Below are 14,580 nucleotides of genomic sequence, written 5' to 3'. Positions count from 1 at the left end.
CGTCGTGTCGATCATGGTGTGGCTGCAGGGCGCCTTCATCGGCATGCAACTGGCGTTCGGCGCGGCCGCCTGAGCGCCGGCCACGCAGCGCATCGATCGGGGCCGGCTGCTGCGGAGCCGGCCTACGAGGCGCCCTCCGCGCAGGTCGGCGAGGACCAGGCGCTGAAGGCGGCCAAGGTGTTGAGCCTCGCCCAGGACACCGCGGACCGGTTGACCAGCACCGCCAAGGCGGAGTCGGACAAACTGCTCGCCGATGCGCGCGCGCAGGCCGATGCGATGGTCAGCGAGGCGCGGCAGACGGCCGAGACCACCGTCGCCGAGGCGCGTCAGCGCGCCGATGCGATGCTGGCCGACGCCCAGACCCGATCCGAGGCCCAGCTGCGCCAGGCGCAAGAGAAGGCCGACGCCCTGCAGGCCGACGCGGAGCGCAAGCACTCCGAGATCATGGGCACCATCAACCAGCAGCGCACGGTGCTGGAGGGCCGCCTCGAACAGTTGCGCACGTTCGAACGCGAATACCGCACCCGGCTCAAGACGTATCTGGAGTCTCAACTCGAGGAGCTGGGACAGCGCGGCTCTGCCGCTCCAGTGGACTCCAGCGCCGGTAACGACGGCGGTGGGTTCAATCAGTTCAACCGGGGAAACAACTGAACGCACTGAAGACCTAGGGTTGATCGATGCTGATCGTTGCGCTCGTCCTCGCTGTCATCGGCCTCGCCGCGCTCGTGACGGCGGTCGTCACAAGCAATGAGCTGATCGCCTGGGTCTGTATCGCCGCCAGCGTCATCGGTGTCCTGCTCCTCATCGTCGACGCGGTCAGGGAACGCTCCCGCGGCCGAGCGGCCGGCGCCGACGGGGAGCAGGCCGACGCGGAGCCCGAGTACTACGAGGACTATCCGGACGACACCCCCGCTGAGGACGAACCCGAACACGCGGACGAACACGAGGCGGAGACCGAGACCACGGTCGTCGAACAGGCCGATTCCGGCGAAGACCGCCGCTAAGCCAGTCGAGTCGCTGAGTCGTCTAAGTCGTTGGCGCCGCGAGTAATTCGCGGACCTCATCATCGGTGACCTGGTGGAAGTCGGCGAACACCTGGCCGACCGCTTCGAATCCCGCCGGCATCGTCGCGCACACCACCTCGTCTGCTTCCTTTCCCAGCTCCCGGCACGCCGACGGCGGTCCGACCGGAACCGCGACGACGATCCGAGCCGGGTCCTGGGCGCGCACGGCACGCACCGCGGCGAGCATGCTGGCGCCGGTGGCGATCCCGTCGTCGACCAGGATCACCGTCTTGCCGGTGAGCTCGAGGGGTGGGCGGTCGCCGCGGTAGGCCCGCTCGCGGCGGTTCAGTTCCTCGGTTTCGCGCGCGATCGCGGCCTGCAGCGCCTCGTCGCCGATCCCGAGGTTGCGCACCAGATTGTCGTTGATGACGACGCCGCCGCCGCTGGCCAGCGCGCCCATGGCGAGCTCCTCCCACTGCGGCACCCCCAGCTTGCGGACGAGGAACACGTCGAGCGGGGCGTGTAGCGCGTGCGCAACCTGCCAACCGACCGGCACGCCGCCGCGCGCCAGCCCCAGCACCACCAGATCCTGATCGCGGTAGGACGTCAACTCGTTCGCCAAGACTTCGCCGGCGTCTCGGCGGTTCTGATACACACGTCTGGCACTTCGGCGGGCGAGCCCGCTCCATCCGCTCATCACAGTTCGTTTCGATGTCGGGACTTTGTCAGCCTATGTCCGTGGGTACCCCACCCGGGCGCAATCCACCGGCGCGACGGGAGCGAATATCAGTCATGGGCATCGAGTACGGCAGCGTCGTCGAACATCCACTGGACGAGGTGTTCGCGTGGCACGCGCGGCCCGGTGCGATGAGGCGGTTGGTTCCGCCGTGGCAGCCGATGAAGGTGGTGGCCGAGGCGGGCTCACTGGCCGACGGGCAGGCGGTGCTGGGGCTGCCCGGCGGTCTGCGCTGGATCGCACAACACGATCCGGCCCGCTACGACCCGCCGCGCCGCTTCGTCGATGTGCTGTCCTCGCAGGGACCGGCCTCGTGGCCGCCGCGCCTGGTCGGCCGGTGGACGCACACTCATGAGTTCGCCCCGGCGCCCGGAGGCACGACGGTCTACGACCACGTCGCCACCCCGGTGCCCGCGGCGGCGCTGCGGCCCATGTTCGTCTACCGCCATCGTCAACTGGCCGACGACCTCGCCGCGCACCGTAGCGGCGCCGCCGCCGGCCTGCGGCCGCTCACCGTCGCGGTCAGCGGGGCGTCCGGACTTGTCGGGTCGGCATTGTCGGCGTTTCTGAGCACCGGCGGCCACCGGGTGATCCGGCTGGTGCGACGGGCGGCGCACGGCGCCGACGAGCGGCAGTGGAATCCCGATCGGCCGCGTCGTGATCTGCTGAGCGGCGTGGACGCGGTCGTGCATCTGGCCGGATCGTCGATCGCCGGGCGTTTCACCGACGCGCACAAGGACGCCGTGCGTGCCAGCCGTATCGAACCGACCCGCCGGCTGGCCGAGGCCGCGGCGGACGCCTCCGACGGACCCGCGGTGTTCGTCAGCGCTTCGGCGGTCGGCATCTACGGCTTCGACCGTGGCGATGCGGTGTTGGCTGAGGAAAGTGTGCGCGGCGACGGCTTCCTCGCCGATGTGGTGGCGGACTGGGAGGCGGCGACCACACCCGCCGCCGATGCGGGACTGCGGGTCGTCACCGTGCGGACGGGAGTCGTGCAATCCGCGCGCGGAGGCACGCTGCGGCTGCTGCGGCCGTTGTTTGCCGCCGGCCTGGGCGGCCGGCTGGGCAGCGGCAGTCAGTGGTTGGCGTGGATCGCGCTCGACGACCTGCTGGACGTCTACCACCGCGCGCTCTACGACGCCCGGCTGACCGGTCCGGTCAACGCGGTTGCGCCCCACCCGGTGCGCAACGCCGACTACACCAGGACGCTGGCGCGGGTGTTGCGGCGACCGGCGATCGTGCCGGTGCCCTCACTGGGCCCGCGGTTGTTGCTGGGGGAGCAGGGGGCCCGTGAGCTCGCCGAGGCCGACCAACGGGTGGTGCCGGCCAAACTGCAGACGTTGGGCCACCGATTCCGTCATCCGTCCCTCGACGCCGCGCTCGCTCATGAGCTCGGGCAGGGCTGACGGATAAATTGACGCGCGAGTGGGCACTCCACGGGGTGTCTGTGCTGGCCGAGTGGTTCCTCACGTCAGGTGAGCGCGGGAACCCGAGTTGGGCGCTGCCGGCATGGAGCGAGGGCAACCAGGCCGAAGCGCTCATTCACGGCGCGACGTACTTCGATCGGCTCGTCACCGAGGTGGAGGCGCTCGGCGCCGGCGATCACCTGTTCTTCGCCGACTGGCGAGGCGACGCCGATGAGCGACTGCGCGAGGACGGGCCGACCGTCGCGGAACTGTTCCGCGCGGCGGCCGAACGCGGCGTGCTGGTGAAAGGGCTGATGTGGCGGTCGTATCCGAACCGCTTGCAGTTCAACGAGGAACAGAACCGCCATCTCGCCGAGACGATCGAGCGTGCCGGCGGCGAAGTGCTGCTCGACCAACGGGTGCTGGTCGGCGGGTCGCATCATCAGCGACTGGTTCTGCTCCGCCATCCCGACGAACCGCACCGCGACGTCGCGTTCATCGGCGGGATCGATCTGTGCCACTCCCGACGGGACGACGCGTCGCACCGAGGTGACCCGCAGGCGGTACAGATGTCGAGCCGGTACGGTGAGCGCCCACCGTGGCATGACGTGCAGCTGCAGGTGCGCGGTCCCGTCATCGGCGCGCTGGACACCACGTTCCGCGAGCGCTGGACGGCCAGGGCGCCGCTCGACCTGTTCAATCCGCTGGCCTGGCTACGCGACAGGTTTCTGGGCTCCGAGGCCGCGCGGCATCCGCTGCCCGAGCAGCCGCCCGACCCGCCGCGGTGCGGATCGCACGCGGTACAGGTGCTGCGAACCTACGGCGATGCGTTGATCCAGTACGAATTCGCCAAAGAGGGGGAGCGCAGCATCGCCCGCGGCTACACCAAGGCGGTCCGGCGCGCCCGGCGCCTGATCTATCTCGAAGACCAGTACCTGTGGTCAGAGGAGGTTGCGCGCCTACTGGTCGACGCGTTGAGTGCGAACGAGAATCTCCATCTGGTGGCGGTCGTGCCGCGCTATTTCGACCTCGAAGGCGGTCTGGGCCGGCCCCCGACGCTGGTCGGGCGCCAGCTGGCGCTCGACGCATGCCGCCGTGCCGCCCCCGAGCGAGTGCACGTGTTCGACGTCGAGAACCACGAGGGCACACCGGTTTACGTGCATTCCAAGGTTTGCGTCATCGACGACACCTGGGCCTGCATCGGTAGCGACAACTTCAACCGGCGGTCCTGGACGCACGACAGTGAGCTGTCGTGCGCGGTGCTCGACGCCGACGGTGCCTTCGCACGTGGCCTACGGCTGCAGCTGATGCGCGAACACCTCGACCGCGCCGACGACGGCAGCGAGGACGAGGGATTGGCCGAACCCGATGAGGCAGTACGCGAAATCGTTGCTGCCGCAGACGCTTTGGAGGCGTGGCACCAGTCGGGCTGCCGAGGGCCGCGGCCGCCGGGGCGATTGCGCCCGCACGAGAGTGAACGAGTCGACCCGTTGACGCGGCTGTGGGCCGAACCGGCGTATCGGATGATCTTCGACCCGGACGGCCGGTCCTATCGCGATCGACTGTTGAGGCGGCGGTGGCCGTGAACGTTCACGAGTGGTTCCTCACCGCGGAGGAACGCGGCAACACCGCCTCCGACCTGCCGGCGTGGTGCTCGGGCAACCGCGTCGAACCGCTCGTGCACGGCGCCACCTATTTCGAGCACCTCGCCACCGAGGTGGAGGCGCTGCAGGCAGGCGACTACGTGTTCTTCACCGACTGGCGTGGGGATCCGGACGAGAAGATGCGTGACGACGGCCCGACGGTGCGCGAATTGTTCTGCCGTGCAGCCGAACGCGGTGTGATCGTCAAGGGTCTGGTGTGGCGGTCGCATCTGGACAAGCTGGCCTACAGCGAGGAGGAGAACCGTCACCTCGGAGAGCACATCGAGGAGGCGGGCGGTGAGGTGCTGCTGGACCAGCGGGTACGAATCGGCGGTTCGCATCACCAGAAGCTGGTCGTGATCCGGCATCCCGGTGCGCCGCAGCGCGACGTGGTGTTTGCGGGCGGCATCGACCTGTGCCATTCGCGTCGAGACGACTCGTCGCACCGCGGGGATCCACAGGCGGTGCAGATGTCGAGTCGGTACGGTGAGCGCCCGCCGTGGCATGACGTCCAGCTGCGGCTGCAGGGACCTGTCGTCGGCGCACTCGACATGACGTTTCGTGAGCGGTGGAATGACCCCGCGTCGCTCGACATGCTGAACCCGCTGGCATGGCTTCGGGACAAGTTCGGCGGGGCCGACATGACCGCCGACACGCTGCCCGAACAGCCGCCGGATCCGCCGCCGTGTGGAACTCACGTTGTCCAGGTGCTGCGCACCTACCCGGACGCTCATTTCGCGTACGAATTCGCCCCACACGGCGAGCGCAGCATCGCCCGCGCCTACAGCAAGGCGGTGCCGCGCGCCCGCCGGCTGATCTACCTGGAGGACCAGTACCTGTGGTCGAAGCGGGTGGCCGAGCTGTTCGCGCGCGCCCTGCGCGAGAACCCCGACCTGCACCTGGTCGCGGTCGTACCGCGCTACCCCGACGTGGACGGTCGGCTGGCGTTGCCGCCCAACCAGGTGGGCCGCTGGCAGGCGATCGAGACCTGCCGTCAGGCAAGCCCCGATCGGCTGCACGTCTTCGATGTCGAGAACCACGAAGGCACACCGGTTTACGTGCATGCGAAGGTGTGCGTGATCGACGACGTGTGGGCCTGTTCGGGCAGCGACAACTTCAACCGGCGGTCCTGGACGCACGACAGCGAACTGTCCTGCGCGGTGCTGGACGAGGACGGTGTCTTCGCCCGTGACTTCAGGTTGCGATTGTTGCGCGAACACTTGGACCGAGCCGAGGACGGCAGCGAGGACGGGGGACTGGTCGATCCCGTCAGCGCGGTAGGCGAGATCGTCGCCGCCGCTGAGGCGTTGGAAGCGTGGCACGCGTCCGGCCGCAGGGGCCCGAGACCGCGGGGCCGGCTGCGTCCGAACAAAGCCGAACGGCTCGGGCTGCTGACGCGGCTGTGGGCAGAGCCTGCGTACCGGTTCATGTACGACCCGGACGGGCGGTCATACCGCGACCGGCTCAGGCGCCGGGTGTGAGCGTTGGGTCGTAGATGTACGCGCGTGCGCCCAAGGCTGACCGGACGTCATGTGATCTACCAGGACAGACCGGATTTGTCACCGGGCCGTGGCATACTCGCACATATGTTCGATACAGCGGAGCTTGTGGCAGTCGACCCGACCGCCGACGAGGCGGCGTTGGTCGAGCGGATCTCGTGGCTTGAGCGGGTGAAGTCGGCTGCGGCGGCCGGCCAAGCCCGGGCGGCGGCGTTGTTGGACGCCAAGCGCCGCGCCGCCGAATCCGCCGCCGGCGTGCCGGCCGCCAAACGGGGGCGCGGCCTGGCCGGCGAGATCGCCCTGGCCCGGCATGATTCGCCGACACGTGGGGGTCGGCATCTGGGGTTGGCCAAGGCGCTGGTGCATGAGATGCCCCATACGTTGGCGGCGTTGCAGTGCGGGGCGCTCTCGGAGTGGCGGGCCACGCTGATCGTGCGTGAGTCGGCCTGCCTCGACATCGAGGACCGCCGCACCCTGGACGCCGAGATGTGCGCCGATGTCGACGCTTTGGCGGGAAAGGGCGACGCGCGGATCGTTGCGCAGGCCAAGGAGATCGCCGCTCGGCTGGACGTTCAGGCGGTCGTCGATCGGGCGGCCAAGGCTGAGGCAGACCGCACTGTCACCATCCGGCCCGCCCCCGACACCATGACTTATGTGACTGTCCTGCTGCCGGTGCGACAGGGCGTTGCGGTTTACGCGGCGCTCAAACGCCAGGCCGACACGACGTTCGATGATCGCTCGCGCGGGCAGGTCATGGCCGACACTGCCTACGAGCGGATCACCGGCCGACCCGCCGAGGTCGCCGAACCCGTCGTGGTCAATCTCGTTATGTCGGATCAAACGCTGCTCGGCGACGATGACAGCCCCGCACTCCTCGACGGCTACGGCCCGATCCCGGCCGACGTGGCCCGCAGAATGGTCACCGCCGCCGGGTTGGACAAGCGGTCAGCAGTCATGCTGCGGCGGTTGTATCGGCGCCCGGCCAGCGGCGCGTTGGTCGCGATGGAGTCGCGTTCGCGGTGCTTCCCGAGGGGCTTGGCGCGCTTCATCGCGCTGCGCGACCAACGCTGTCGCACTCCGTACTGTGACGCCCCGATCCGCCATACCGACCATGCCGTGCCCCGAAGCCGGGGCGGCCCTACCCATCGGGTCAACGGGGTGGGCTTGTGCGAACGCTGCAACTACGAGAAGGAAGCACCCGGCTGGCAGGTCAGCCCCAGCGAGGTCGACGGCGTGCACCACGCCGAGTTCGTGACACCCACCGGTGCACATCACCACTCAATTGCACCGCCACCACCCGGACCACCGGTGGCGGAGATCAGCGAAGTCGAATCTCAAATCGCCATCGCACTGACCGACTTACACGCCGCGTAGGAAGTACCGGCGCTCAGGTCGACCGACGCCGTACTGCAACCGCAGCTCCAGCGCGCGGTACTCGAGTGGGCTCGAGATAGCGCCCGCACTGATCCGTGAGATGCCGACCAGATCCGCACACTCGGCGGCCGACACCTCGCCGGCGGTATGGACCGCGTCCAGCCCGAGCCGCCCGGTCTCAGCACCCGATCAGCGGCTGGTCGACCTCGCCGGCCTTCTTCAACGCATCGGCGCGCCGGCGTAGGAATTCAATTCGCCATCAGTCGGCTGAACTCGAATAGTTTGATCAGGTAGTCGGCTGCACCGCCGCCCACCGCCGCCCAAGGCGCCCTTCACCGTATCCAGTTCCCGTGCCGCCGTGATCATGATGGCCCCGACCCGGTCACCGTCGCTGTGCAGCCGCTGCAACACCTCGAGCCCGGGCATATCCGATAGGTACACGTCAAGCAGGAACAGTTGCGGCCGCGGGCTTTTCGCCGACGTGAGCTCCTCCGTTCCCGGCGGCCATGAAGTCGTCATCGATGATCAGCACATCACGCATGCGTGGCCTTTTTCACCGTCAGTCCCGTGATCAACTCGGCCTCCGGCGAGGCCTACGTCGATCCGCGCTTCGCCCAGCAGGACGAGGTGCATGACGTCGAGAAGCATCTGGAAGGGTGCGGGCGTCGAGTTCGAACTTCGGCAGCCCGAAGGTGTCGACGCCGCCGAGGAGCTGCTGGCCGCGATGATCCGCGACGACGCCGGACTGCTGGGCGTGCGGCACCGAAATCCGTGGTGAAGTTGCTCCTGGGCGGCGTGTCACAGCAGGTGCTGCTGGAATGCCGCAAGCCGGTCCGGGCGGTGAAACAGTCTTCTGAACTGGCGTAACCCACGCCACATTTGTTTCGACCGCGTTTCCGGCGACCGGACGGCCGCGCGAAGCCCATGTGAGCGGGTGTTGACGTTTCCGACACGGATGTGCAACCGATGCGGAATGGGTTCACGCGAATGTAGTTCCCGTGAAGACTCTGCGCCGCAGCCGCACGATCGAGAACTGGGACGCCGAAGACGTCGAGGCATGGGAATCCGGTGGCAAGCAGATCGCCAACCGCAACCTGATCTGGTCGATCTTCGCCGAGCACGTCGGCTTCTCGGTGTGGTCGATCTGGTCGGTGATGGTGCTGTTCATGCCGCAGGACGTCTACGGTATCGACGCGGCGGGCAAGTTCTATCTGGTCGCGCTGCCCACCCTGGTCGGCGCCGTCATGCGCATTCCCTACACCATCGCCCCGGCCAAGTTCGGCGGCCGCAATTGGACCATCGTCAGCGCCCTGCTGCTGCTCATTCCTGCGCTGCTGACGTTGTGGGCGATGAAGCGTCCCGACACCTCGTACACCACGTTCATGATCGTCGCGGCCTTCGCCGGTTTCGGCGGCGGCAACTTCGCCTCGTCGATGACCAACATCAACGCGTTCTACCCTCAGCGCCTCAAGGGCTGGGCGCTCGGCCTCAACGCAGGCGGCGGAAACATCGGCGTCCCGGTCATGCAGCTCGTCGGCCTGCTGGTGATCGCCACCGTCAGCAACACCGCCGCCGAAGTCGTCTGCGCCATCTACCTCGTGCTGATCGGCCTGGCCGCACTCGGCGCCGCGCTGTTCATGGACAACCTCGGGAACCAGCGGTCCAACATCAGCGCAATGGCAGAGGCGTTGCGGTTCAAGCACTCCTGGGTGATGAGCTTCCTCTACATCGGCACATTCGGCTCGTTCATCGGGTTCTCGTTCGCATTCGGTCAGGTACTGCAGATCAACTTCCTCGCCGGCGGCGACACCCCGGCTCAGGCGTCGCTGCATGCCGCGCAGATCGCGTTCATCGGCCCCCTGCTCGGCTCGATCTGCAGGCCGTTCGGCGGCAAGCTGGCCGATCGGATCGGCGGCGGCAAGATCACGCTCTACACGTTCGTGGCAATGATTTTCGCCGCCGGCGTCCTGGTGACAGCGGGGACCCTGGATGACGGCGCCACTGGAGCTCCGTCAAGCGGTCAGATGATCGCCTACGTCGTCGGATTCATCCTGCTGTTCATCCTCTCCGGACTCGGCAACGGCTCGACCTACAAGATGATCCCGTCGATCTTCGAGGCCAAGGCGCAAGGCCGCGACGACTGGAGCCGCGACGAAAAGGCCGCCTGGTCCCGCAGCATGTCCGGCGCGCTGATCGGTTTCGCCGGGGCCATCGGCGCCCTCGGCGGCGTGTTCATCAACGTCGTGCTGCGCGCGTCCTACGTCAGCGACGCCAAGTCCGCGACCAACGCCTTCTGGGTGTTCCTCGCCTTCTACGTGATCTGCGCGATCGTCACGTGGTTCGTGTTCCTACGCATGCAAACCCCGCGGGCCCGCGCCGGCGAGCAGTTCGACAGCGCGGCATCGCCGGTGCCGGCCTGACGCCCATGGTGACCCGCACGGCGTGCTCCTACTGCGGCGTTGGCTGCGGTATCGAGGTGCACACCACGACCGACCGCGAGACCGGCAGACCGGTCATCGCGCGAGTGGCCGGAGACAAGTTGCACCCGGCCAACTTCGGCAGATTGTGCACCAAGGGCGCCACCCACGCCGAGATGATGCGCGCCGACGACGGCAGGCTGACATCGGCGTTCCTACGGCCGGCCCGGGATGAGGAACTGGTTCCCACGCCCGTCGACGACGCGGTCGCAGAGGCGGGTCGGCGGTTGAGAGCCATCGTCGACGAGCACGGGCCGGACGCCGTCGCGCTGTACGTCTCGGGCCAGATGTCCATCGAGGCCCAGTATTTGGCGACCAAACTGGCCAAGGGCTACCTACGCACCGTCCATATCGAGTCGAACTCGCGGCTGTGCATGGCGAGCGCCGGCACCGGGTTCAAGCAGTCGCTGGGGGCTGACGGCCCGCCGGGGTCGTACAGCGACTTCGACTGCACCGACTTGTTTTTCGTCATCGGCTCCAACATGGCCGACTGCCACCCCATCCTTTACCTGCGGATGGCCGACCGGCTCAAGGCCGGAGCCAAGCTGATCGTCGTCGACCCGCGCCGGACCACCACAGCCGAACGCGCCGACCTGTTTCTCCAGATCAAACCCGGCACTGACCTGGCACTGCTCAACGGCCTGCTGCATCTGCTGGTCGACAACGGTGACATCGACCGGGATTTCATCGCCGAGCACACCGACGGCTGGGACGCGATGCCGGCCTTTCTCGCCGATTACACCCCCGAACGGGTCGCTGCCATCACCGGTCTCGCGGAGGCCGACATGCGGACCGCCGCACGCATGATCGCCGATGCGGGGGAGTGGCTGAGTTGCTGGACCATGGGACTCAACCAGAGCACCCACGGCACGTGGAACACCAACGCGATCTGCAACCTGCACCTGGCCACCGGCGCGATCTGCCGGCCTGGCAGTGGACCGATGTCGCTGACCGGGCAGCCCAACGCGATGGGCGGACGCGAAATGGGCTACATGGGACCGGGATTGCCCGGCCAGCGCTCGGTGACCTCGGCAGAGGACCGCGCGTTCGTCGAGGATCAGTGGAACCTGCCGTCCGGCACCATCCGTTCCGACGTCGGCCCCGGCACCATCGACATGTTCCGTCAGCTCGCCGACGGCGAAGTCAAGGCATGCTGGATCATCTGCACCAATCCCGTTGCCACGGTGGCCAACCGGTCGACCGTCATCGCCGGACTGGAGGCGGCCGATCTGGTCGTCACCCAGGACGCCTACCGCACCACGGCGACCAACACCTACGCCGACATTGTGCTGCCCGCGGCGCTGTGGGCGGAGTCCGACGCGGTGATGGTCAACTCCGAACGCAACCTGACGTTGCTGCAACAGTCGATTCCAGCGGTCGGACAGGCCCGCCCGGATTGGCAGTTGATCTGTCAGGTGGCCGCGCACATGGGGTTTGGCGAGCACTTCGCCTACACCTCCAGCGAGCAGATCTTCGACGAGATCCGGCGGTTCTGGAATCCGAAAACCGGCTACGACCTGCGCGGCGTCAGCTATGCCCGGCTACGGCAGACGTCGGTGCAGTGGCCCTGCCCGCCGGACGACACGGCGGACCGGCACCCCGTGCGCTACCTCAACGACGGCGTCAGCCAGGAGTACTTCGTCGACGAGCATGGACACGCTCCGCGCCTCGCGTTCCCGACGCCGTCGCGCCGCGCCGTGTTCCACGCCCGTCCGCACATGGACCCGCGGGAACTGCCCGACGACGACTATCCGTTGGTGCTCAACACCGGTCGGCTGCAACATCAATGGCACACCATGACCAAGACGGGTTTGGTCGATACCCTCAACAAGCTCGACGGCGGGCCGTTCGTCGAGATCCATCCCGACGATGCGCTGACGCTCGGCATCGACGACGGTCAGCGCGTCGAGCTCACGTCGCGGCGCGGCCGCGCAGTGCTGCCCGCAGTCGTCACGGACCGGGTGCGACCGGGGAGTTGTTTCGCGCCGTTCCACTGGAACGACGAGCACGGCGTGGATCTCACCGTCAACGCGTTGACCAACGACGCCGTCGACCCCGACTCGCTGCAGCCGGAGTTCAAGGCCTGCGCGGTCAGCCTGCGGCCGGTTGCGTCGCCGACGCTCACCGAACACGAATCGCTCTATGTCGCCGGCTTTTTCAGTGGTCTGACCGAGGCACAGTCCGATGTGCCTACGCTGCCCGATTCAGCGCCGCTGAGTACCGAGGCGCGGCAGTGGATCAATGGTCTGCTCGCCAAGCAGTCACGCCGGCCGTCCGAGGATCCGGGGCGGCCGCACGCGGGCGACGGGCCGCTCGTGCTGTGGGCTTCTCAGACCGGAACCGCGCAGGACTTCGCTGCGCGCCTGGCCGACCGGCTCGACGGGGCGCAGCTGGTGAACATGGACGACATGGCGCCCGCCGACCTGGCCGCGGCCCGCGACGTGGTGGTCGTCACCAGCACCTTCGGTGACGGTGAGCCGCCCGACAACGGCGCCGGCTTCTGGCACCGCCTGGAGAGGACGGAGGCACCCGCGCTGACGGGTGTGCGGTACGCGGTGCTCGGCATCGGGGACCGGTCGTACGACAACTTCTGCGGGCACGCCAAGGCGCTCGACGCCAAGCTGGCCGACCTCGGCGCCACCCGACTGCTCGATCGCGCGGAGTGTGAAGCCTACGACGACGAGCCCATGCAGCGATGGGCCGACGACCTGACCGCATTGCTCAATCCCGGAATCACACCCTCACCGAGCGCCGGAAGTGTCTCGACCCTCGCGCGGCCCGCCACTGTCGCGCAGCCCTTCACCCGCACGCAGCCCATCGTCGCCCCGCTGTCGAGGAACGCGGTCCTGACCGGATCGGCATCGCGCAAAGAAGTGCGGCAGTTGGGTTTCGACATCTCCCAGCACGAGATCAGCTATGCCGCGGGCGATTCGCTGGGAGTATGCCCCACCAACGACCCCCTGGTGGTCGACGCGTGGCTGGCGGCCACCGGGATGCCGGGCCAGCACACGGTCGAGGTGGACGGCACCGAGCAGTCGTTGCGCGATGCGTTGCTGTCGCACTACGACTTCTGCCGCGTCACACCGGACCTGCTGCGCTTCATCGCCGAACACAGCCGCGACGCCAAATCGTTGCTGGCGCCCAGAGCCAAGCTGGACAAGTGGCTGCGGGGCCGCAACGGGCTCGACCTCGTCCAGGAGTTCGTCGTGCACGCCGACCCGGACGAATGGCGCGAGGTGTTGGTCCGGCTGACCCCGCGCAGCTATTCGATCTCATCTAGCCCGCTGGTCAGCCCGCACGAAGTGCAGTTGACGGTGTCGGTGGTCCGCTACCGCAGTGTCCACGGTGGCCGGCGCGGTGGGGTCTGCTCGACGTTCCTCGCCGACCGCGCCTCGTCGGCACCGGTATTTCTGCAACGCTCACCGCACTTCCGCCCGCCGCAGGACGGCGCGGTCCCGATGATCATGGTCGGCCCGGGCACGGGGGTGGCGCCGTTCCGCGGGTTCCTGCAGGAACGACGCGCCCTCGGCCACCGCGGCCCCAACTGGTTGTTCTTCGGTGAGCAGCATCGCAGCCAGAATTACTACTACCGCGACGATTTCGAGGACATGGCCCGCGACGGCCTCCTGGACCGGCTGGATCTCGCGTTCTCGCGTGACCAGAAGTCGCGGGTGTACGTCCAGCACAGAATGCTCGACCGCGGCGCCGAGATCTGGCGCTGGCTCGACGACGGGGCGCATTTCTACGTCTGCGGCGACGCCACCCGCATGGCCCGCGACGTCGACGCGGCACTGACCAAGATCATCGAGAGACACGGCGGGATGTCGCACGAGCAGGCCCATGACTACAAGCGCGAACTGGTCGCCGAGAAGCGCTACGTCCGCGACGTGTACTGATCGCTCAGCGGCGGGCTGTCGAGGGCATCGACAGCGGCCGGTTCCCCGCCCCCCGACGCGGCGAAAGCCGCCAATGCGCGTACGAGGCCACGCCGCTGCGCCACGGGCATGTCCTGCACGATTCGGGCAATGTGTCCGCGCCTGCGGATGGTGACGCGGCGGACGAGGTTCCGCCCTCGATTCGTCAGGGAGACCACGATCTCCCGTCGTGAGGCGGGGTGAGGTCGGCGGTCGATCAAGCCCGTGGCGACCAGCCGATCCACCATCCGCCCGGTGCTCGATGGTTGAACATCGAGGTGACCTGCAAGTGTCGCGAGGTTCATCGGCCCGCGCGAGGACAGCAGCACCAGCGTCCGGAACTGGGTGATCGTGATCGACTCGTCAACGTCGGCGATGGAGCGCGCTGAGATGCCCAACAGCAACCGCGAAGCCGTGAGCAGGGCATCGGTGATTTCATCCACCGAGTCGTTGAGTTCTTGTTCGTCACGGGCGGTCATCGAGCCGTCCCAAGGCAGCCAGATTCGTGCACTATGCAATTCTTGCAT

The 14,580-nt window shown here is 67.9% G+C and carries 11 protein-coding genes and 1 pseudogene; 9 read left to right on the top strand and 3 right to left on the bottom strand.

The features are described 5' to 3' along the window. A partial coding sequence (locus tag AU188_RS13710; RefSeq protein WP_286137459.1) for a DivIVA domain-containing protein occupies positions 1 to 651 on the top strand: 651 nt, incomplete at its 5' end. 26 nt (positions 652 to 677) lie between these two features. After that, complete coding sequence (locus AU188_RS13705) at positions 678 to 1,004, top strand: hypothetical protein (protein ID WP_059164248.1); 327 nt, start codon at positions 678 to 680, stop codon at positions 1,002 to 1,004. 22 nt (positions 1,005 to 1,026) lie between these two features. On the opposite strand, the gene AU188_RS13700 is transcribed toward AU188_RS13705, so the two are convergent. Beyond that, positions 1,027 to 1,701: a phosphoribosyltransferase gene (locus tag AU188_RS13700; RefSeq protein ID WP_059164247.1), complete on the bottom strand. Its 675-nt coding sequence runs from the start codon at positions 1,699 to 1,701 to the stop codon at positions 1,027 to 1,029. Positions 1,702 to 1,796: 95 nt separating this feature from the next. Here AU188_RS13700 and AU188_RS13695 point away from each other — a divergent pair, with 95 nt between their 5' ends. The 4 genes from AU188_RS13695 (at position 1,797) to AU188_RS13680 (ending at position 7,662) form a co-directional block, all read left to right on the top strand. Then, positions 1,797 to 3,146 (top strand): TIGR01777 family oxidoreductase, encoded by a 1,350-nt coding sequence (locus AU188_RS13695; RefSeq protein ID WP_059164246.1) that lies wholly within the window; start codon positions 1,797 to 1,799, stop codon positions 3,144 to 3,146. 35 nt (positions 3,147 to 3,181) lie between these two features. Next, positions 3,182 to 4,732: a phospholipase D family protein gene (locus tag AU188_RS13690; RefSeq protein WP_059164245.1), complete on the top strand. Its 1,551-nt coding sequence runs from the start codon at positions 3,182 to 3,184 to the stop codon at positions 4,730 to 4,732. Then, complete coding sequence (locus tag AU188_RS13685) at positions 4,729 to 6,270, top strand: phospholipase D family protein (protein ID WP_059164256.1); 1,542 nt, start codon at positions 4,729 to 4,731, stop codon at positions 6,268 to 6,270. Before AU188_RS13690 ends, AU188_RS13685 begins: the two co-directional genes overlap by 4 nt. A gap of 105 nt (positions 6,271 to 6,375) precedes the next feature. Further along, positions 6,376 to 7,662: an HNH endonuclease gene (locus tag AU188_RS13680; protein ID WP_059164244.1), complete on the top strand. Its 1,287-nt coding sequence runs from the start codon at positions 6,376 to 6,378 to the stop codon at positions 7,660 to 7,662. On the opposite strand, the pseudogene AU188_RS24980 reads toward AU188_RS13680, so the two are convergent. Continuing rightward, a pseudogene (locus AU188_RS24980) lies at positions 7,648 to 8,203 on the bottom strand (response regulator). The gene AU188_RS13680 and the pseudogene AU188_RS24980 sit on opposite strands and share 15 nt — an antisense overlap. Before the next feature lie 90 nt (positions 8,204 to 8,293). Here AU188_RS24980 and AU188_RS26050 point away from each other — a divergent pair. From AU188_RS26050 to AU188_RS13660, 3 genes are all read left to right on the top strand, one after another. Continuing rightward, positions 8,294 to 8,440, top strand: a complete 147-nt coding sequence (locus AU188_RS26050) for a hypothetical protein (protein ID WP_502687612.1) — start codon at positions 8,294 to 8,296, stop codon at positions 8,438 to 8,440. Positions 8,441 to 8,660: 220 nt separating this feature from the next. Continuing rightward, a complete protein-coding gene (locus tag AU188_RS13665) occupies positions 8,661 to 10,082 on the top strand; it encodes a nitrate/nitrite transporter (protein ID WP_059164242.1) in 1,422 nt (473 codons plus the stop codon). 5 nt (positions 10,083 to 10,087) lie between these two features. Continuing rightward, positions 10,088 to 14,035 carry a bifunctional nitrate reductase/sulfite reductase flavoprotein subunit alpha gene (locus AU188_RS13660; RefSeq protein WP_172799496.1) on the top strand — a complete coding sequence of 1,316 codons (3,948 nt, stop codon included), beginning with the start codon at positions 10,088 to 10,090 and terminating at the stop codon, positions 14,033 to 14,035. Here the strand turns inward: AU188_RS13660 and AU188_RS13655 are convergent. Then, the gene (locus tag AU188_RS13655) at positions 14,014 to 14,532 is read right to left on the bottom strand and encodes a MarR family winged helix-turn-helix transcriptional regulator (RefSeq protein WP_059164241.1); all 519 of its coding nucleotides are present in this window, start codon (positions 14,530 to 14,532) and stop codon (positions 14,014 to 14,016) included. The genes AU188_RS13660 and AU188_RS13655 overlap by 22 nt on opposite strands. Positions 14,533 to 14,580 lie beyond the last annotated feature (48 nt).

The organism is Mycobacterium sp. IS-3022, from assembly GCF_001500065.1.
In the GTDB taxonomy this organism is placed as follows: Bacteria; Actinomycetota; Actinomycetes; order Mycobacteriales; family Mycobacteriaceae; genus Mycobacterium.
The sequence above is the reverse complement of the archived record's forward strand: the minus strand, read 5'-3'. Positions and strand labels throughout refer to the sequence as shown.

Coding starts and splice junctions, on each gene's coding strand:
- AU188_RS13705 (WP_059164248.1), top strand. CDS start 678: ATGCTGATCGTTGCGCTCGTCCTCGCTGTCATCGGCCTCGCCGCGCTC.
- AU188_RS13700 (WP_059164247.1), bottom strand. CDS start 1,701: ATGAGCGGATGGAGCGGGCTCGCCCGCCGAAGTGCCAGACGTGTGTAT.
- AU188_RS13695 (WP_059164246.1), top strand. CDS start 1,797: ATGGGCATCGAGTACGGCAGCGTCGTCGAACATCCACTGGACGAGGTG.
- AU188_RS13680 (WP_059164244.1), top strand. CDS start 6,376: ATGTTCGATACAGCGGAGCTTGTGGCAGTCGACCCGACCGCCGACGAG.
- AU188_RS26050 (WP_502687612.1), top strand. CDS start 8,294: ATGACGTCGAGAAGCATCTGGAAGGGTGCGGGCGTCGAGTTCGAACTT.
- AU188_RS13660 (WP_172799496.1), top strand. CDS start 10,088: ATGGTGACCCGCACGGCGTGCTCCTACTGCGGCGTTGGCTGCGGTATC.
- AU188_RS13655 (WP_059164241.1), bottom strand. CDS start 14,532: ATGACCGCCCGTGACGAACAAGAACTCAACGACTCGGTGGATGAAATC.